This is a genomic window from Gordonia sp. ABSL11-1 (genome assembly GCF_030315685.1).
GTDB lineage: Bacteria > Actinomycetota > Actinomycetes > Mycobacteriales > Mycobacteriaceae > Gordonia.
This window is the reverse complement of record NZ_JASXSI010000003.1, coordinates 17,902-35,462: the sequence shown is the minus strand read 5'-3', so window position 1 is coordinate 35,462 and position 17,561 is coordinate 17,902. Positions and strand designations below refer to the sequence as shown.

Sequence of the window (17,561 nt, the reverse complement as noted above, 5' to 3'; positions counted from 1 at the left end):
TATCCCTGTCCCGTCAGAAGAGACCGTATGTCCGAGCGATCGATCGGTTATGCCATGCTGGACCTACGAACGTGAGACCCGACACATGGCGTCGGGTATCGGACCGGGAGGACATCATGACGTCAACTGCGCCGCACAGCAGCGGAAAGAGCGGGCCCCTCAGCGCAATCCGGGTGATCGAGTTCGCGGGCATCGGCCCCGGACCGCATGCGGCGATGCTGCTGGCGGACCTCGGTGCGGATGTCGTACGCGTTCAGCGCCCCGGATCGCTCCCCGCGGCAGACCGCAAGGCGGACGCGCTGCTCCGTGGTCGGCCGGTCGTCGAGGCGAATCTGAAGGATCCGGGCGATCGGGAGACGATCCTCGGTCTGGTCGCCAAGGCCGATGTCGTCATCGAGGGTTTCCGTCCCGGGGTCATGGAGCGGCTGGGTTTCGGCCCCGACGATCTCGCGGCGGTGAATCCGGGTCTGATCTACGGACGGATGACCGGCTGGGGTCAGGAGGGTCCGCGCGCCGACCGTGCCGGCCACGACATCAACTACATCTCGCTGACCGGGATGCTGCATGCGATCGGCCGTAAGGAGGACCGGCCGGTCCCCCCGCTCAATCTGGCGGGTGACTTCGGCGGCGGTTCGATGTTCCTCGTCGTCGGCGTCCTCGCCGCACTCTTGGAGCGCCAGTCGTCGGGGACGGGTCAGGTCGTCGACGCCGCGATGGTCGACGGGGCGTCGGTGCTCGGTCAGATGATGTGGGCCTTCCGGGGCACCGGGCTGTGGAGCGACGCGCGCGGCGTGAACATGCTCGACACCGGCGCGCCGTACTACGAGGTGTACGAGACCTCCGACGGCAAGTACATGGCGGTGGGCGCGATCGAGCCGCAGTTCTATGCCGAGTTGCTCACCGGACTCGGACTGGCCGACGCCGATCTGCCCGCACAGAACGACTTCGCGAACTGGCCGAAGCTCGAACAGATCTTCACCGACACCTTCAAGTCGCGCACCCGCGACGAGTGGACGAAGATCTTCGACGGCACGGACGCCTGCACGTCACCGGTTCTCGACTTCGGTGAGGCCTCGGCCGATCCGCACATGGCTGCCCGCGCGAACCTCGTCGAGATCGACGGCGTCACGCAGGCCCAGGTCGCCCCGCGCTTTTCCCGCACCTCGCCGGAGACGCCCACCGCACCCGCCCGCGAGGCCACCGACCCGGCCACCCTCTGGCAGGACTGACCGACGTGTCGGGGGCGCCTCCGGCTCCCCCGACACCCCGCGCCAACCTCGCATCCGTTCCGTCATGCGACGAAGGCCGGGTTCGCCCTTGCCGATCGTGCCCAGGATCTCGCCGATCGACGCGATTCTGGCGGGGACCGTCCTCAGACCTTGGTCGCGCCCATGTCGATCGAGAATTCCGCGCCGGTGACGGCTTTCGCGCCGTCCGACGCGAGGTAGAGCACGGCGTCGGAGATCTCGTCGAGGGAGGCGACCGGGTGGTGGTTCATCATCGACGTGAGATGCGGTCCGACCCAGGGAATCCCGAAGATGCGGTGAGCTTCGGTGTCGGCGACGCCCATCGGCGTGTCGACCGCGTAGGGGTGCACGCTGTTGACCCGGATGCGGTGGTGGCCGAGTTCCTTGGCCGCGGACTGGGTCAGGCCGCGCAACCCGAACTTCGACGCGGAGTAGGACGCCTGCAGCGGCATCGCCTTCAGTCCGGCGGACGAGCTGATGACCACGATCGATCCGCCGTTGTCCGCCTCCAACATTGCCGGGATCGAGGCGCGTAGCGTCTTCCAGGTCCCGACGAGATTGATGTCGACGACGTCGGTGAACTGTTCCTCCGTCAGCTCCCACACCTTGCCCCAGGTGAGCAGACCCGCATTGGCGACCACGACGTCGAGACGTCCGAACTGCTCGACGCCGGCGGCCACGAGCTCCTCTTGGAACGCCAGATCGCGCGTATCGCCTTGCCGGGCAAGGATCTTGCCGCCGGCCTCTTCGACGAGGCGGACGGTTTCCCGGAGGTCGTCGGGCGTGGCGGCCGGATAGGTGGTGTGGTCGGCGACCTCACCGGCGATGTCCATACCGATGACGGCCGCACCCTCGCGGGCGAACCGCACCGCGTGATTGCGCCCCTGCCCGCGGGCGATGCCCGTGATGTAGACGACCTTGCCGTCGAACTGCCCCATCCGCCCGAGTCCTCATCTTCCGTGTTCCGTTTCGAAAAACTGTAACACGTTCTACTTTGGCTCGGGCGGACTGGGCGCCCCGCGCAGATCAGGCCTGGCCGAAGGACCGCTCGAAGTCGTCGGGGATGATCAGATCGTCCCGCGACAATTCGTGAACACTCTTGTGCCCCAAGCCCATCACGACCCCGTCGAGACCCATGCGCAGGAGGTCGAGAACATTCTCGACGCCGGCCTGCCCGTTGGCACCGAGACCCCACAGATAGGCGCGGCCGACCATCACGGCACGTGCACCGAGGGCCAGCGCCTTGGCGACGTCGCCGCCGCGGCGGATGCCGCCGTCGAGGAGCACGTCCACCTGTCCACCGACCTGGTCGGCGATCGGCCCGAGCAGACGGATCGTCGCCGGCGTGCCGTCGAGGTTGTTACCGCCGTGATTGGAGACCGAGATCGCCGAGGCTCCGATGTCGACGGCCCGTTTGGCGTCGTCGAGGCGGGTGATGCCCTTGACCATGAACGGCCCGTCCCACTGCTCACGCAGCCACTGCAGGTCCTCCCAGGTGGGCGGGGGTGTGTTCATCCACTGCCCGTAGGCGCCGAAGAACGTCGGCCCCTGTTCGCCCTTGGGGGTCAGGTTCGGTGCGGTGAGGTCCGGGATCTCGACCTTGCCGTCGCGAATCCAGTCGAGCGCATACCGCGGCTTGACCGCGATCTCCGGAGCGAGCTTCAGCAGCGCCGGGATATCCACCTTCTCCGGGATCTCCGGGCTGCCCCAGTCGCGACCGATGTTGAACACCCAGTCGGTGGTGACGATGAGTCCCTTCGCTCCGGCCTCCTTGGCGCGCTGCACGCGGGCCAGGATGTCGTCGCGGGTGCCGAGCCAGTAGAGCTGGAAGAAGATCTTGTCGTTGACCGCCGTGACCTCTTCGATCGGATGAGAGGCGAAGCTGGACAAGCCCATCGCGGTACCGCGGGCCGCCGCTGCCCGGGCTACGGCGACCTCGCCGTCGGGGTCGACGGCCTGCACACCGGTCGGCGAGATCATCACCGGGAACGAGATCTCCTGACCCATCACCGACGTCGACAACTCGCGGTCGGGCTGTGCGCCGACCACGTGCGGGGCGAAGCCGAGCTCGGAGAACGCCTCGGTGTTGTCGCGGAGCGTGACCCCGGCCTGGGTGCCGGCGACCAGCGACGAGTACACGGATCTGGGCAGCCGCTTCTTGGCGCGACGCTGCGCCTCGTGGACGGTCTCGAACCAGGGATTGCGAGCCCACGGATTCTGTACCCACGGTTTCTTGGCCATTGTGTTTCCTACCTGTTTTCTTCTTCCGGTGGCAGCACGGCATCGCCCGACCGCATGCCGGGCGTCCGTGTCGCCGATACAGTTCTGGTGTTCGTCGTGGCGGTGGTTCGTCGCGGCGGTGGTTGGTCGCGGCGATGGTTCGTCGCGGCTAGGGGGTGAACCCGGCGAGCGGGTTCTCGTCACAGCTCTTCGACGGCGGCGCGCCGACGGGCAACAGGTCCCCATCCGGCCGCCGTGTCATCAGGGTCAACGGGGTGCCACGCGAATGATCCTTGTTCGCCGTCGGTTTGGAACGCTCACCGGCAAGAAGCTGCTCGCCGTAACCCTGCACACACTCCGGGTCCGGACCGGCCAGCGGCAGGCCGGTGAAGAACTTGGCGGCCATGCAGCCACCGCGGCAGGCATCGAAATGCGCGCACTTGGTGCAGGCGCCGGCGTTCTGCGGCTCACGCAACTCGGTGAACAGCTCCGAACGCTGCCAGATCTCCTGGAAACCTCCGTCGGTGGTGATGTTGCCGGCGAGGAAGTTCTCATGGATCGCGAACGGGCAGGCATAGACGTCGCCGACCGGATCGATCAGACAGACGACACGTCCGGCGCCACACAGGTTCAGACCCGGCAGCGCACCCGACCCACCCGTGCCGCCGAACGCCGACAGATGGAAGAACGAGTCGCCGGTCAACACGTTGTCCCCGTGTGCGACAAGCCATTCGTACAACGATCGCTGCTGTTCGGGAAGCGGGTGCAGGTCATCCCAGACATCGGCGCCACGACCCGACGGACGCAGCCGCGTGATGCGCAGCGTCGCGTTGTAGCGATCGGCCAGTGCCTTGAACTCGTCGAGCTGATCCACGTTCTGCCGGGTCATCACGACACTGATCTTGGCGTCGGCGAAACCCGCCTCGTGCAGGTTCTCCAACGCTCGCACCGCCATGTCGAAGGATCCCGGCCCGCGCACGGCGTCATTGACCTCGGCGGTGGCACCGTCGAGCGAGATCTGCACGTCCACATAGTCCGAGGCGGCCAGTCGGGCGGCGACCTCCTTGTCGATACGCAACCCGTTGGTGGAGAATTTCACCCCCACCTGATGGCTGGTCGCGTAGTCGACCAGCTCCCAGAAATCGGAGCGGACCGTCGGTTCGCCGCCGCCGATGTTGACGTAGAAGACCTGCATCCGCTGCAGCTCATCGATGATCGCCTTGCACTGCTCGGTCGACAACTCGCGGGGATCACGCTTACCCGACGACGACAGGCAGTGCACACACGCCAGATTGCAGGCATACGTCAGCTCCCAGGTCAGGCAGATCGGCGCGTCCAGTCCCTTCTCGAACTGATCGACGAGGCGACCGACCTTCGGGGTCTGCGCAGCAGCGGGCGGCACACCGGGCGGTTCCGATCCGACGAGAGCGGTTGTGGTAGGCGGCATTTCGAGTGTGGTCATCGAGAAGAATCCTCTGGGCGTCGAGTCGAAAAGGGGCGTCGAGAAGCGGTCAGGCGGCGCGGCGGCGGACGATCATGCCCGAGTCGGCGAGCGCACCGAGGGCCTGCACGTACAGCGGGCGGTCGGCCTCGCCGATCCCGGCGTCGATCAGCGCGTCCTCGGCGGTCGCGTGATCGGCCAGCGAGCGCACGATCCCGACGACGGTCAGGTTCTTGAGGAACGACAACTTGCGCGTACCGAAGTGATACAGGAGCGCGCCGAACGGCTCCGGACGCAACGCCACCTTCGGGTTGAGCGTCCAGGCATCGTCGAGCGAGAAACGGTTGAGGTCACTGGGCGAGGGCCGGGCCCCGGCGGCCGCAGAGCGACCGCCGGAGACCGGAGTCGATGCCGGGGTCGACATCAGTAGACCCCGCACATCCCGTCGATCGACACCTCTTCGACGAGCGACTCGCCCACGAGTTCGGTGTCCTGCGACGTGGCTGACTGATCTGCCATGATCCAACCTCCATTTTCTGACGGTAGTGATGCGGATCACCTGACACTATAATGGCACTCGGTGCATCAAAACCACCCCTGGCGGAAAACTGATCAAATGGACAGGTGACGATGAGCACACCCGGCGCGAGACCCGCCCCCCCACGCTCGGCCCAACCGGGACGACGGCCGGTCACCTCGCGCGCCGAGATCAGCGCAGTGGCGATCGATCTGTTCACCTCCCGGGGATTCGAGGAGACCAGCGTCGACGACGTCGCGGACGCCGTCGGGATCGCCCGCCGGACCCTGTTCCGCTACTACCCGTCCAAGAACGCCATCGCCTGGGGTGATTTCGACTCCCACCTGGCCGAGATGCGCACCCTGCTGGCCGACATCCCGGCGGATCTGCCGATGGCCGACGCCCTTCAGCAGGCGCTGATCTCCTTCAACGAGGTGCCGGAGAGCGAGCTCCCCGGACATCGCCGTCGGATGTCACTCCTCCTGGGCGTGCCTGCGCTCCAAGCGCATTCGATGCTCATGTATGCCGAGTGGCGGCAGGTCATCGCCGAGTTCTGCGCCCACCGACTCGGCCTCACCGAGAACGGCCACCTCCCCCAGACGGTCGCCTGGTTGTGCCTGGGCACCGCCCTCGCCGCCTACGACCAGTGGCTGACCCATCCGGGCACCGACCTCCAGGCCCTGATCGTCGCCGGCAGCCGTACTCTTGCGCAGGGAGTGGACGCGCTGTCATGATCGGCGCACCTTGTGAGTAGACTAGGTAGAACGTGTTCTAATTGTCGCTCTGAGCAGCCACAACGCGAAGGCATCGGGTGCGACGACGATCATCGAGAGGTGGCGAGATGACCGAGCTGACCCCGCATGGCTCGCGCAGCGTGATCCTGACGGTGGCCGAGGTCATCGACGAGACCGCGGATGCCCGGTCGGTCGTGTTCGAGGTCCCCGAAGTCCACCGGGAATCCTTCACCGACTACAAGCCCGGGCAGTTCCTGACGCTGCGGATACCGAGCGAGCAGACCGGCTCGGTCGCGCGATGCTACTCGCTGGCGTCCTCACCCCGCACCGACTCCCGGCCGAAGGTGACCGTCAAACGCACCGCCGACGGCTACGGCTCCAACTGGGTCTGCGACAACCTCACCAAGGGCACACAGATCGAGGTGCTGCCCCCCTCGGGCGTGTTCACCCCGAAGGAGCTCGACACCAAGCTGCTGCTGATCGCCGCGGGCAGCGGCGTCACACCGGTGATGTCGATCCTCAAGGCGGCGCTGCACTCCGGGTCCGAGCCGATCACGTTCTTCTACGCCAACCGCGGCGTCGACGACGTGATCTTCGCCGACGAACTGCGCGAGCTCCAGCAGGCCCATGCTGATCGGCTGACCGTGATCCACTGGCTGGAATCACTGCAGGGTCTGCCGAACGACCAGGTGCTCGCGACCACGTTCCGCGCCGTCGCCGACCACACCGCGTACCTCTGCGGACCCGGGCCGTTCATGGATGCCGTCCACAAAGGCCTTGCCGGAGCGGGCTTTCCGCACCACAACGTCCACACCGAGGTCTACAACTCGCTGTCCGGCGATCCCTTCGCCGACGTCGAACTCGACGAGGTCACCGAGGATGAGGACGCCGAGTCCGCGACGGTGGAGGTCGATCTCGACGGCGAGACCCACAGCCTCAAATGGCCGCGGAAGCGTTCACTGATCGACATCATGCTCGCGGCCGGTCTCGATGCCCCGTACTCGTGCCAAGAAGGCGAATGTGGTTCCTGTGCCTGCACCCTGACAGAGGGTACGGTCGAGATGGAGAACACGGGGGCGCTCGATCCCGAGGACATCGCCGACGGCTACATCCTCGGCTGTCAGGCGCATCCCACATCGGATTCACTCCGGGTCGAGTTCTGACACATTACGAGCCGGTTCACACGACGAAGGGCACCCCATGACCCCCGACCGACTGGCACGTTCCCTCGCGGGCATGCTGTTGACCATCGGCACACTGCATTTCGTGGCACCCAAGCCGTTCGACGAGATCATTCCCGAGGAGATCCCCGCCGATCCTCGTACCCTCACCTACGCATCGGGTGTCGCCGAGGTCGCCATCGGCGCAGGCCTGCTGTCCCCACGGACGCGCAAGCCCGCCGCAGCGCTGGCCGCCGCGCTCTTCATCGCGGTCTACCCCGCCAACATCAACATGGTCCGGCTCTGGAAGGACAAGCCGCCCGCCCTGCGTGCCGTCGCCATCGGCCGACTGCCGCTGCAGTTTCCCATGATCTGGGCAGCGGTCAAGGTGTTCCGCGGGACCCCGGCCAAGTAGAGGTCGGGCACGCCGGCTCTGGGCGCACGCCCCGGCTCGGGGGTTCAGGGCACAGGGTTCAGCACACAGGGTTCAGCGCAGTGATCGGTAGTGCGCACGCTCGTCGGCGTCGAGGTGCTCGATCGCGTAACTCAGTGCGGTACGGCCCATCTGGGCCGCGTTGACGGCCAGGAATCCGGTCAGCAGGTCGCGGTCCACGCGTTTGCCGAGTTCTCGGAGCATCCATCCCGTCGCCTTCTGGATGAGATCACGGCGATCCGCGATCACCACCGGGACGACGTCCAGTGTCGCATCCGGGTCCCCTTTCTTGAGGAACGCGAAGGTCCCGACGATCCCGACCCGGCGATGCCAGAGTCGTTGGTCCGCGGCGAGTTCGACCAGCGGTCTATGGTCGCCCTGGTCGACCAGCCAACGTCCCAGGACGGAATCGGCCGATGCATCGACCAGATCCCAGTTGTCGACGCATCCCCGGTCGATCGCGTCACGGTAGCGGTCGACCCACCCGGCGGCCGCGTCGCCCGACGCGCGGTCGAACTCGGCACGCAGCAGAAACAGAGCGATCAGCCGGTGTTCGTGGATCGGTGACGCCAGGAGGGTGTCGATGGTGGCCGGGTCGACATCACGGAAGCGCTTGGCGACCTTCCGCAGCTGCGGCACCGTCACGCCGATGAAGGAGTCGCCCTCGCCGTATTGCCCTGGGCCGGTCTTGAAGAACCGCGCCGAGCCGGCCGCGCGCTCTGGATCGGCGAGTTGCGCTGTCTCCGCGACGATCTGGTCCGCCAGCGACATCGTCGCGGGTCAGCCGAGGACGTCCGCGATCGGCGTCGGGGTCAGCAACTTGGGTCGGGTCCTCATCACCGCGCCCACCTTCCCGGCACCGACGACGCCGGTCAGGATGCCGTCCCGGCTGTAGTAGCCGAGGAACTTGGTGCCGTCGTCGTCGACGAGGTGCAACTGGTCGGTGGATTCCGGCCGGCCCAGCACCTGGATCTTCAGGTTGTACTGATCACTCCAGAAGTAGGCGGGCGTGGCGGGGATCATCGCGTCGGTCTTCGCGATGCGATGAGCGACGACGGTCGCCTGCTCGACCGTGTGGGTCCAGTGCTCGACGCGCCGTGTCTTTCCCGATTCGAGCCGCCAGTTCGCCACATCGCCGAGCGCATAGATGTCCGGCGCCGACGTCGCGCCGTTCTCGTCGCAGGCGATACCGCCGCCGGATTCGCGTGGGGCGAGCTCGATTCCGGAGCCGTCGAGATAGTCGACCACCGGGATGGAGCCGATCCCGACGACCACGATGTCGGCGGTCACCTCGGATCCGTCGGCAAGCCGTACGCCGCGTACCTTCGTCGCCTGCGTTCCCGTATCAGCCGGCGATGCCGGTTCCTGCGACACGTCGGTCAGGATCTCCTCCACGCCGACGCCGGTGCGCACGTCGACACCGTTGGCCTGATGCAGTCGGGTCACAAGGGCGCCGACCTCGGTGCCGAGCGCGGCGGCGAGCGGTGTGGGCGCGGGTTCGACGAGAGTGACCGTGACCCCGCGCTGATTGAGACTGGCCGCCACCTCACAACCGATGAACCCCGCGCCGACAATGACCGCGGTCGACGCGTCGTCGATCTCACCGCGCAAGGCCAGCGCGTCGTCGATCGAGCGCAGGACGTGGATTCCCGACACACCGTCGGCGCCCGGCAGGGTCCGCGGGCTCAGTCCCGTGGCGAGGATCAGTGTGTCGTAGCCGACGGTCTCGCTGGACGCCGGATCGTCGAGTTTCTCGACCGTGACGGTGTGATCGTCCGGCGAGATGGCACTCACCCGCTCGCCGACCCGCAGCCCGATCGACGACTCGTCGAAGAACTCCGCGGGCTTGAGGTCGACACGGTCGTCCTTACCCAGCAACACCGACTTCGACAGCGGCGGACGGTCGTATGGTGGGTGGGATTCCGCGCCGATCAGGGTGATCTGGCCGTCGTAGTTGTTGGCCCGCAGACTCTCCGCGACCCGGATACCACCGAGTCCTGCTCCCACGATCACCACACCCGCGTCTGATCCACTCATCGTGTTCCTCCGTGACGACATCCGTCCGTCGCGCCGGACCTCCCACTGCGCGCGGTTCCCGGCCTGGTGACCGGTGCGAGCGGTGCGACGTGCGCCTGCTCATCGAGTGACGTCGCCGACCGGTTGCAGGTCGGCGAGGCGCCAATTCCCCTCGACATTACGCATAGTGGCCCACCGTGCGGTAGGGGCACGTTCACCGTTGCCGTCGGGATCGCCCGCTCCCGCGGTCGCAACGGCGCCCGGAAGACGGATCGCCTGATCGGCGAACACCAGGACCTGGGACTGGTCGTCGGCGTACGCATTGACCGCTGCACCGACGACACGTACCGACATCGTCGCGCCGGCGGCCACCGCGCCCGGCAGCACCACATCCGGTCCCCTGCTGCGGTAATCGGCGAGCAACGGACCGGTGAGGCGGGCCTGCACCTCGTCGCGGCCGGCGCGGTCGAGGTCAGGGCCGAAGGTCATCAGTGCCGTCACCGCCGACGTGGTCGCCGACAGGACGGCGGCGCGCTGCCCGTCGTCCGGCACCGATCGGGATCGGAACACGGCGACGATCCCGATCATTGAGACGACGAGCGCGACGACGATGACACCCACGGCGATCGTGACCCGTCGACGGCCGCGGGTGGTGAGTCGCGCCGGCGACCGCGGGGTCGCGCTCACGCCGGACCCGCCGAACTGATCAGCCATCCGTTGGTTTCGCGGGTCATCGTCACCTCGACGGTCACCCTCCCGGTGTCACCATCGACCAGTTGTGGATCGGTCGCCTCGGCGACCACGAGCACCCGCGCCTGCGCCCCGACGTCGTCGGACTCCGGATCGGTGATGAGTCCGGCCGACAGCACCTCCCCGCTGCTCGGGCGGTCCTGCGCCGCGACCTCCGCAGCGAGGGCATCCCGTGCGGCCGTGAGCCTGTCGCGCTGCGGACCCGTGCTGACCGCGAGTGCCCGCTCGACGTAGCCGCGACCGTCGACGGGATCCGCGGTCAGCAATGTGGTGATCGCGCTCCGCGACGCGTCGAGTGCTGCCGTGGCGGCATCCGAGCGCTGAGCCGCCGATCGATTGTGGACGGCGAGCGCTGTCATCAGGCCGATCAGTGCGATCACGACGGCGATCATCCCGATTCCGGCCAGTCGGAACCGGCGGCTCCGCTGCCGAGCCCGAGCCCGCAACGGTTCCGCGGCGGCGATCCGTGCCGAGCGGGCCCGCCTCGTCGCCTCGTCGTGCCGCCGGCGTGCCGACTGCAACGCCTCGTCGGTGACGGCATCGCTCACGCCACCTCTCGTGTTCACGTGAGCACCTCCACCCGGGTCAGCACCCACCGGTCGTCGACGCGGGCGAATCGTGCGGTGACCGTGCGATGTTCGGTGTCGTCGGCCGACGGTGGGGATTCCGGCGCCGGCGACACGGGGGTGACGACGACCCTCGCCCGAATCAGAGTGTCTCCGTGATCCGGTGCGGCGTCGACGATCCCGACAGCCTCGGGCGTCCACACGACCGCGCGCGCACCGTCGGCCGGCGGTCGGGTCAGTTCCGTGGCATACCGTGCTGCGAGCTCTCCACCCACGAGACCGCGGGCGCGCTCCCGGTCGGCCCGCCACCGCGCGGCGTCCACCGAGAAGACCTGCGCCACGATCGCTCCGGCCTCCCGACGGAGTTCGTCACGGGTGCGCTCGACGGCGGCATCGGTTGTCGCCGTGCGCCACTGACACACGACCCCGATCACAGACACCACGACCACAACCGTGGCGACGACGGTGATCGCAGCAGCAGCACGGACCGAGATGATCCGGCCCGACGGCCTGAGATCCGACGGCGCAGGATCCGACGGCGCAGGATCCGACAGCGCAGAATACGACAGCGTGGAGTCAGAGTCGGCGGGTTCCGAGTCGGGACGATCCTGGCCGGATGTCGAGGTCTGCTTCCGGGACGCGCTCATGGCAGGTACTGCACCGCCCCGATCTTCAGCTGTCCGTCATCGGGTTCCAGCAGGACCCGGAGCCGAAACTGCCTGGCGCTCTGCCCCTCTGCGCCCGATCCCTCTGTGCCCGATCTCTCTGTGCCCGATCTCTCTGTGCCCGATCTCTCTGCGCCCGATCCCTCTGCGCCCGATCCCTCTGCGCCCGATCCCTCTGCGCCCGATCCCTCTGCGCCCGGCTTCTCGGATGTGAACAGCACCGTTGCGGCGACGAGCACCGTCGCCTTGTCTCCCGACCGCGCGGACACCCCGACACCGTCGACAGTGCCCTGTCCGACGGTTCCCTGCGTGTCCACGAACTTCGTGTAGCCGTCCGCGGATTGGGCGAACTGGTCGTGGAACTCACCCGTCGCACCGTCGAGAATGCGTCGGACCTGATCGGGCCGTCGATGATCAGGGCTCAGCAGAACCGACACCCTGGCCGTGGCCGCACGCTCGTAGTCGTCGTCGGTGTACGCGCCGGTCGCCCGGAACCAGTAGACGACACACACCGTTGCCGCGAGCACTGCCGCGACCGCCAGGACGACCAGCACCGACACCGCCCGCGACCGGCGTCGGACACCGGCCGCGACCTCGGCGGTCAGGAGATCGTCGGCGGCACGACGCAGATCTCGACGCGCTGTGCGCTCGTCGTCGAGCACCGCACGGTCAGGCATCGGTCCCCTCCTTCTCGACCGGTGCACGGTATCGCAGGGCACACTCCGATGGCCATCGGTCCGTGGCATTCAGTCCGCGGCAATCAGGCGACCGCCATCACCCGATCTGACGCCGGCACCGTTTCGGTCAGCGGGATCACTCGGCACCGATCCGCCGCGAGTAGGCGGAGCGCTGGTCGTGGTCGTAGTCGAGGAACATGCTGTCCAGCTTCGCCATCCGTCGTGATGCGCGTTTCATCCGCTGCGGGAACAGCGCGTTCGCGTGGGTCCACGCCATGGATCGCGGTGCGGTCACGCGGACGCGCGGACGCGCGATGATGGAGACGACCTGGGCGGCGACCTCCTCGGGTTCGATCGCCCGGACCATGCTGTTGGTGTGCAGACCGGAGATGAGTCCGGTGCGGGTGAACGTGGGCAGGACGGTGCTGACCCGTACACCGGTGGGCTCGAGTTCGGCGTCGAGCGCCTCGGAGAACTCGATCACGGCGGCCTTCGCACCGTTGTAGATGGTGAGGCCGGGTGTGGGCAGACGACCGGCGACCGACGCGATGTTGACGACCTGCCCGTGACCGCGCCGCACCATCCGGCGTGCCGCGAGCTGCGTTCCGGTGATCACGCCGATCACGTCGATGTCGTAGGTGCGCCGGATCAGCGCGTCGTCGTAGGACAGGAAGTCGCCGACGGGCATGATTCCCGCGTTGTTGATCAGCACGTCGATCGGCCCGAGGGTGTCCTCCACCTTTGTGAGGAACGCGTCGAACGACTGCCGATCGGTCACGTCGACCCCGAAGCCCTCGATACCGAGGTCCGCGCCGGCCTTGCCCACCGCCTCGTCGTCGATGTCGCCGAGCACGACGACCGCCCCGGCATCGAACAGCTGCGTCGCCGTCTCGAATCCGATCCCTCGGGCACCGCCGGTGATCGCGATGACCTTGCCGCGCAACGCCGCTCGGAGGCCGGAACGGTCGGGGGTGCGGCGCAGACGGTTGCTTAGTGACATGTGATTCCTTCATTGGTCGGGCAGGACGGCTCGTGGGCGACGGCGAGAGCAGTGGCAGAAGTGCGGCGGTCTGCCGTCACCAGGTCACCAGATCATCGGCGCCAGATACTTGGCCGCCAGCGCTCGGACCGCGTCGGGTTGCTGACGTTCCTCCGTGGTCGGAATCTCGAGATAGGAGATCACGAGTCGCACATGGAGTTCCACGGCCTGGTGGAGATCCTCGTCGGGCATGGTGGCACCGGCGTCGCGCAAGGTGGCGGCCACCCGGTCGGTGACCATGTCGATGAAGAGCGCGGTCACCGCCGAGGTGATCCCGCGCATCTCGGAGTCGGTGAGCACGAGTCGGCGCATCAGCGGGTCCTCGGAGATCATCACCGCACCCTCGGCGAACGCCTCGACGACCGCCTCGGCCGGCCCGAGCCCGACGACGGCGTGCTCAAGCCGGTGCATGCCGTGTTCGTAGAGGTCGTTGGCGACCGCCAACAGCAACGCCTCCTTGTTCGGGAAGCGCCGGTAGAGCGTGCTCCGGCTCACGCCGGCCGCGGATGCGACCTCGTCCATGTTGGCTCGCCGTACCCCGACCTCGGTGAACTCCGCACCGGCGGCGGCGAGGATGGCCTGCTCCTGGTCTTCCGGGCTCGACGTGTTGCGCGTCTTGCGCGGCGCTCGGGTGGAGGTCATCGGCGGTGCAGTCGGACAGGCAGTCTGTCCTTCGGGACCGGCAGCGAGCTGTAGTCCATCGGGATCTCGTAGCTGTCGGGCACCGACCATTCATAGTCACGCACCAGGTGGTGCAGGATCGTCTTGATCTCCATCTGGCCAAAATACAGCCCGATGCATTTGTGCACTCCGCCGCCGAACGGCATCCACGCCATGCGATGACCTTTGTCCTCGGCGCGCTCCTTCGAGAACCGTTCCGGATCGAACATGTCCGGGTTCGTGTAGAACTCGGGGTCGCGATGATTGGTCAGCTGAGGCACCGACACGAAGCTCCCCTTCGGCACGAAGTAGCCCTGCACCGAGGTGTCCTTGACGGCCATGCGCGGTTGAGCCGGGACGGGCGGGCACATCCGCAACGACTCCTTCATCACCTGGTCGATGACGGTCAGCTTCCCGAGGTCGTCGTACCCGAGTTCGGGACTGAGTTCCATCGACTGCTCATACGCACGCTGCTGCCACTCCGGCGCCCTCGCCATCCGGTAGGCCATCTGCGTCATGGTGATCGTCGACGTGTCGTGGGCCGCCATGAGCACGAAGATCATGTGGTTGACGACATCCTCGTCGGTGAACGAATGACCTTCGTCGCTCTCGGCGTGACACAGAACCGAGAAGAGATCCGGGGTCTCACGCGCACGTTTCGCCGGGATGTTCTCGTGGAAGAACTCCTCGAGCACCTTGCGTGACCGCAACCCCTTCCACCAACGACCACCCGGAACGGGCTTGCGCACGTAGGCGACTCCCGCACGCACCGTGTCGATGAAGGCTTTGTTGATCCGGTCCGCCTCCGTCTTCGGCAGTTCCACGCCCAGGAAGACCTCGAGGGCGACGTCGAGGGTCAACGCCTTGAACTCCTCGAACATCCGCACGTTGCCGGTCGGCAGAGCGGCGACCCGCTCTGCGATCATCGGCTGCATCTCCTGCATGTAGCCCTTGAGCGCCGACGGCGTGAACGCCTGCTGCAGGATGTGGCGGTGATGCCGGTGTTCGTCGAAGTCGAGCAGCATGATGCCGCGGTTGAAGAATGGCCCGATGAAGTAGCTCCACGCCGGACCATTGGCGAATGCCTTGTCGCGGTTCATCAGGATCTCATCGGCGGCGCGCGGTCCCGACGCGATCACCATCTGCACGCCGAGAGCGTTGAGACCGGACACCTTGCCGAACCGGGCGAGCCGCTCGTCGCCGAACGCGAACGGGTCGCGCCGCATCGCCATCATCTCGAGGATGCCGTTGCGCTCGGCGCACGGGACCTCGAGCAGACCACTCTCGGCCGGGGCCTTCGCGAACACCGTTGTCATGGGGACTCTCCTCACCGAAACACCATCGACCGGACTCGAACCTCATGGACGCCGTCGCCAGCACTGTGACGCGGGTCGCACCCCTATTGGAACAGATTCATGAAAATGTTTCTAGCCCGGGTGCCCGGCCCACGCCGGCGTTGAGCCGCGGGCGGCGAGAACCGCGTGGCATCGATGCAGGCGCTCTCGCCACCATCGGTCCCGGTCCGGCTCCGCGACGGGCACTCGGCGGGCGTCGATGTCGGCCGGTCCGAACCATCGAGGGGTGACGACCCCGTCGACCGGCACGAACCCGTCGGTCACATCGGCGGTGAACAGCGCCCCGGTACCCAGACCGCACGCGTGGCCGAGCACGGGCAGCGCTGCCGCCGCGGCCACACCGGCGGCGATCCCGACGGCGGAGTCCAGCGCCGACGAGACCACGACCGGCAGTCCGATCGTGTCCGCGAGTTCGAGCGTCGAGCGCATGCCGCCGAGTGGTGCGACCTTGATGATCGCGACGTCTGCGGCCTCGGCGGCGACGACCCGGTGGGGATCATCGGCCTTGCGTATCGACTCGTCGGCAGCGATCGGCACGTCGACGGCGCGACGCACCTCGGCGAGTTCCTCGACTGTGGCACAAGGCTGTTCGGCGTACTCGACGTCGCCGATCGCACGGATGGACCGGATGGCCTCGGCCACCGTCCACCCGCCGTTCGCGTCGATCCGGACGCGCGGCACCGTCGACCGGGCGGCCGCGACTCGCGCAACGTCGTCGTCGAGCGTCTGTCCGGGTTCGGCGACCTTCACCTTCGCGGTGGTCGCGCCCGGGTACCGCGCAAGGATTCCGGCAACCTCCTCCGCCCCCACCGCCGGCACGGTCGCGTTCACCGGGACCTCGCCCCTCAACGCGGCCGGCGCACCCAGGTAGGCCGCCTCGATGCCGGCTGCCAGCCAGGTCGCGGCCTCGTCGTCCGCGTATTCGACGAACGGCCCGAACTCGGCCCACCCGGCTGGCCCGCGGAAGATCATCGTCTCCCGGACCGCGAGCCCGCGAAAGCGCGTGCGCATCGAGAGCCGCACCACCGCCGCCGACTCGAGCAGCTCGGCCACCGGCGGAAGTCCTTCGGCCACCTCGACCACCTCTCCCTCGATCACCGTTGAAACAAATCTTCCACTTCGTTCCAACGTGGGCTACTCTCCTCACATGTCAGTCAACCAGGACTACGAGCATGCGATCCGTGAGGCCGAGCCGCTCATCGTGGCCGACGACGCCGACACCGCGCTGCCCTCGCCCCGCCTCGGCGCCGATTCCCTCATCTGGAAGTTCTACGGGGACAGTCGCGGCATCCTCGGGTTCCAGCGGCTCGCCGGGACCGAGAACTGCATCGAGCAGCTGGGCCAGGCCGTGCTCGACCACTCGGTCATCTTCGATGACTTTCTCGGCCGCGCCCGGCGCACCGGCCCGCCGGTGATGAAGACCGTCTACAGCACCGAGCCCCAGAGGTGGGGGCGCACGGTCCGTGACTTCCACCGCGACATCAAGGGCACGATCGGCGACGGCTCGCGCTATCACGCGCTCAACCCGGAGCTGTTCTATTGGGCGCACGCCACATTCGTCGATCAGGTCCTGTTCATCACCGACACCTTCATCCGGCGCCTCAGTCACGCCGAGAAGGTCCAGATCTTCGAGGAGAGCAAGATCTGGTACGAGCTGTACGGGGTGAGTGCGCGCAGTCAGCCGCAGACCTACGACGAGTTCGTCGAGTACTGGGACGACATGCTCGACCGCTTCGTCCCCCACAAGACCGTGGTGTACGCGACCGGCTACATCCGGCAGGGCCTCCCACGGCCCAAGAAGATTCCCGCCCCGGTGTGGAAGGTGTTGTCCGCTCCGCTGAACGCCTTCACCCGCACCGTCGTCGTCGGAACCGTACCGCAGCAAATGCGCGACGTGTGCGGACTCGAATGGGACGACAAGCGGGAGAAGCGTTTTCAGCGTTTCGCCGCGATCATGCGGGCGCTCAACCCGGTGTTCAACAGGCTGCCGCTCAAGTGGCTGTATGTACCGTGGGCCTACCAGGCGTGGCGCGAGATCGGTGTCGATCCCCGCCCGCTGTACAACAAGCCCGCGGCCTGAC

20 protein-coding genes are annotated in these 17,561 nt (G+C 67.3%); 5 read left to right on the top strand and 15 right to left on the bottom strand.

Annotation, left to right across the window (positions count from 1 at the left end; all coding sequences use genetic code 11):
* Positions 1–116: 116 nt before the first annotated feature.
* Complete coding sequence (locus QSJ19_RS04510; RefSeq protein WP_286318606.1) at positions 117–1,229, top strand: CaiB/BaiF CoA transferase family protein; 1,113 nt, start codon at positions 117–119, stop codon at positions 1,227–1,229.
* A 143-nt stretch (positions 1,230–1,372) separates the two neighbouring features.
* On the opposite strand, the gene QSJ19_RS04505 is transcribed toward QSJ19_RS04510, so the two are convergent.
* The 5 genes from QSJ19_RS04505 to mftA form a co-directional block, all read right to left on the bottom strand.
* Positions 1,373–2,185 (bottom strand): mycofactocin-coupled SDR family oxidoreductase, encoded by an 813-nt coding sequence (locus QSJ19_RS04505; protein WP_286318605.1) that lies wholly within the window; start codon positions 2,183–2,185, stop codon positions 1,373–1,375.
* An 88-nt stretch (positions 2,186–2,273) separates the two neighbouring features.
* Complete coding sequence (gene mftD / locus QSJ19_RS04500; RefSeq protein ID WP_286318604.1) at positions 2,274–3,488, bottom strand: pre-mycofactocin synthase MftD; 1,215 nt, start codon at positions 3,486–3,488, stop codon at positions 2,274–2,276.
* Positions 3,489–3,636: 148 nt separating this feature from the next.
* Positions 3,637–4,929 carry a mycofactocin radical SAM maturase gene (gene mftC, locus QSJ19_RS04495; RefSeq protein ID WP_286318603.1) on the bottom strand — a complete coding sequence of 431 codons (1,293 nt, stop codon included), beginning with the start codon at positions 4,927–4,929 and terminating at the stop codon, positions 3,637–3,639.
* A 49-nt stretch (positions 4,930–4,978) separates the two neighbouring features.
* A complete protein-coding gene (gene mftB / locus QSJ19_RS04490) occupies positions 4,979–5,332 on the bottom strand; it encodes a mycofactocin biosynthesis chaperone MftB (protein WP_286318602.1) in 354 nt (117 codons plus the stop codon).
* Positions 5,332–5,427 (bottom strand): mycofactocin precursor MftA, encoded by a 96-nt coding sequence (mftA, locus tag QSJ19_RS04485; protein ID WP_187588528.1) that lies wholly within the window; start codon positions 5,425–5,427, stop codon positions 5,332–5,334. Before mftA ends, mftB begins: the two co-directional genes overlap by 1 nt.
* 111 nt (positions 5,428–5,538) lie before the next feature.
* Between mftA and mftR the strand changes: the two genes are divergently transcribed.
* The 3 genes from mftR to QSJ19_RS04470 all read left to right on the top strand — a co-directional run bounded on the left by mftR (position 5,539) and on the right by QSJ19_RS04470 (position 7,734).
* Complete coding sequence (gene mftR, locus QSJ19_RS04480; RefSeq protein WP_286318601.1) at positions 5,539–6,159, top strand: mycofactocin system transcriptional regulator MftR; 621 nt, start codon at positions 5,539–5,541, stop codon at positions 6,157–6,159.
* Positions 6,160–6,266: 107 nt separating this feature from the next.
* Positions 6,267–7,322: a ferredoxin--NADP reductase gene (locus QSJ19_RS04475; RefSeq protein ID WP_286318599.1), complete on the top strand. Its 1,056-nt coding sequence runs from the start codon at positions 6,267–6,269 to the stop codon at positions 7,320–7,322.
* A gap of 37 nt (positions 7,323–7,359) precedes the next feature.
* Positions 7,360–7,734, top strand: coding sequence for a DoxX family protein (locus tag QSJ19_RS04470; protein ID WP_286318597.1), 375 nt, complete (start codon positions 7,360–7,362; stop codon positions 7,732–7,734).
* A gap of 72 nt (positions 7,735–7,806) precedes the next feature.
* Here the strand turns inward: QSJ19_RS04470 and QSJ19_RS04465 are convergent, their stop codons facing one another.
* The 10 genes from QSJ19_RS04465 to QSJ19_RS04420 form a co-directional block, all read right to left on the bottom strand.
* A complete protein-coding gene (locus tag QSJ19_RS04465; protein ID WP_286318596.1) occupies positions 7,807–8,523 on the bottom strand; it encodes a DNA alkylation repair protein in 717 nt (238 codons plus the stop codon).
* A gap of 9 nt (positions 8,524–8,532) precedes the next feature.
* A complete protein-coding gene (locus QSJ19_RS04460; RefSeq protein WP_286318595.1) occupies positions 8,533–9,789 on the bottom strand; it encodes an NAD(P)/FAD-dependent oxidoreductase in 1,257 nt (418 codons plus the stop codon).
* Positions 9,790–9,888: 99 nt separating this feature from the next.
* The gene (locus tag QSJ19_RS04455) at positions 9,889–10,482 is read right to left on the bottom strand and encodes a hypothetical protein (protein WP_286318594.1); all 594 of its coding nucleotides are present in this window, start codon (positions 10,480–10,482) and stop codon (positions 9,889–9,891) included.
* Complete coding sequence (locus QSJ19_RS04450) at positions 10,452–11,066, bottom strand: hypothetical protein (protein WP_286318593.1); 615 nt, start codon at positions 11,064–11,066, stop codon at positions 10,452–10,454. Before QSJ19_RS04450 ends, QSJ19_RS04455 begins: the two co-directional genes overlap by 31 nt.
* Before the next feature lie 14 nt (positions 11,067–11,080).
* Positions 11,081–11,731 (bottom strand): hypothetical protein, encoded by a 651-nt coding sequence (locus QSJ19_RS04445; RefSeq protein ID WP_286318592.1) that lies wholly within the window; start codon positions 11,729–11,731, stop codon positions 11,081–11,083.
* Positions 11,728–12,426, bottom strand: a complete 699-nt coding sequence (locus QSJ19_RS04440; RefSeq protein ID WP_286318590.1) for an Rv1363c family protein — start codon at positions 12,424–12,426, stop codon at positions 11,728–11,730. Before QSJ19_RS04440 ends, QSJ19_RS04445 begins: the two co-directional genes overlap by 4 nt.
* A gap of 136 nt (positions 12,427–12,562) precedes the next feature.
* A complete protein-coding gene (locus QSJ19_RS04435) occupies positions 12,563–13,426 on the bottom strand; it encodes an SDR family oxidoreductase (RefSeq protein WP_286318588.1) in 864 nt (287 codons plus the stop codon).
* 84 nt (positions 13,427–13,510) lie between these two features.
* On the bottom strand, positions 13,511–14,107 hold the full coding sequence (locus QSJ19_RS04430; RefSeq protein ID WP_286318586.1) for a TetR/AcrR family transcriptional regulator: 597 nt from the start codon (positions 14,105–14,107) through the stop codon (positions 13,511–13,513).
* Complete coding sequence (locus QSJ19_RS04425) at positions 14,104–15,441, bottom strand: cytochrome P450 (RefSeq protein ID WP_286318583.1); 1,338 nt, start codon at positions 15,439–15,441, stop codon at positions 14,104–14,106. The genes QSJ19_RS04430 and QSJ19_RS04425 overlap by 4 nt, the downstream gene beginning before the upstream one ends.
* Positions 15,442–15,552: 111 nt before the next feature.
* A complete protein-coding gene (locus tag QSJ19_RS04420) occupies positions 15,553–16,491 on the bottom strand; it encodes an o-succinylbenzoate synthase (protein ID WP_502876097.1) in 939 nt (312 codons plus the stop codon).
* Positions 16,492–16,627: 136 nt separating this feature from the next.
* Here QSJ19_RS04420 and QSJ19_RS04415 point away from each other — a divergent pair, with 136 nt between their 5' ends.
* A complete protein-coding gene (locus tag QSJ19_RS04415) occupies positions 16,628–17,560 on the top strand; it encodes an oxygenase MpaB family protein (RefSeq protein WP_286318580.1) in 933 nt (310 codons plus the stop codon).
* Position 17,561: the final 1 nt, after the last annotated feature.

Coding starts and splice junctions, on each gene's coding strand:
- QSJ19_RS04510 (WP_286318606.1), top strand. CDS start 117: ATGACGTCAACTGCGCCGCACAGCAGCGGAAAGAGCGGGCCCCTCAGC.
- mftD (WP_286318604.1), bottom strand. CDS start 3,488: ATGGCCAAGAAACCGTGGGTACAGAATCCGTGGGCTCGCAATCCCTGG.
- mftA (WP_187588528.1), bottom strand. CDS start 5,427: ATGGCAGATCAGTCAGCCACGTCGCAGGACACCGAACTCGTGGGCGAG.
- QSJ19_RS04435 (WP_286318588.1), bottom strand. CDS start 13,426: ATGTCACTAAGCAACCGTCTGCGCCGCACCCCCGACCGTTCCGGCCTC.
- QSJ19_RS04475 (WP_286318599.1), top strand. CDS start 6,267: ATGACCGAGCTGACCCCGCATGGCTCGCGCAGCGTGATCCTGACGGTG.
- QSJ19_RS04505 (WP_286318605.1), bottom strand. CDS start 2,185: ATGGGGCAGTTCGACGGCAAGGTCGTCTACATCACGGGCATCGCCCGC.
- QSJ19_RS04425 (WP_286318583.1), bottom strand. CDS start 15,441: ATGACAACGGTGTTCGCGAAGGCCCCGGCCGAGAGTGGTCTGCTCGAG.
- QSJ19_RS04445 (WP_286318592.1), bottom strand. CDS start 11,731: ATGAGCGCGTCCCGGAAGCAGACCTCGACATCCGGCCAGGATCGTCCC.
- mftB (WP_286318602.1), bottom strand. CDS start 5,332: ATGTCGACCCCGGCATCGACTCCGGTCTCCGGCGGTCGCTCTGCGGCC.
- QSJ19_RS04440 (WP_286318590.1), bottom strand. CDS start 12,426: ATGCCTGACCGTGCGGTGCTCGACGACGAGCGCACAGCGCGTCGAGAT.
- QSJ19_RS04455 (WP_286318594.1), bottom strand. CDS start 10,482: ATGGCTGATCAGTTCGGCGGGTCCGGCGTGAGCGCGACCCCGCGGTCG.
- QSJ19_RS04420 (WP_502876097.1), bottom strand. CDS start 16,491: ATGCGCACGCGCTTTCGCGGGCTCGCGGTCCGGGAGACGATGATCTTC.
- QSJ19_RS04470 (WP_286318597.1), top strand. CDS start 7,360: ATGACCCCCGACCGACTGGCACGTTCCCTCGCGGGCATGCTGTTGACC.
- QSJ19_RS04460 (WP_286318595.1), bottom strand. CDS start 9,789: ATGAGTGGATCAGACGCGGGTGTGGTGATCGTGGGAGCAGGACTCGGT.
- QSJ19_RS04415 (WP_286318580.1), top strand. CDS start 16,628: ATGTCAGTCAACCAGGACTACGAGCATGCGATCCGTGAGGCCGAGCCG.
- QSJ19_RS04465 (WP_286318596.1), bottom strand. CDS start 8,523: ATGTCGCTGGCGGACCAGATCGTCGCGGAGACAGCGCAACTCGCCGAT.
- mftC (WP_286318603.1), bottom strand. CDS start 4,929: ATGACCACACTCGAAATGCCGCCTACCACAACCGCTCTCGTCGGATCG.
- mftR (WP_286318601.1), top strand. CDS start 5,539: ATGAGCACACCCGGCGCGAGACCCGCCCCCCCACGCTCGGCCCAACCG.
- QSJ19_RS04430 (WP_286318586.1), bottom strand. CDS start 14,107: ATGACCTCCACCCGAGCGCCGCGCAAGACGCGCAACACGTCGAGCCCG.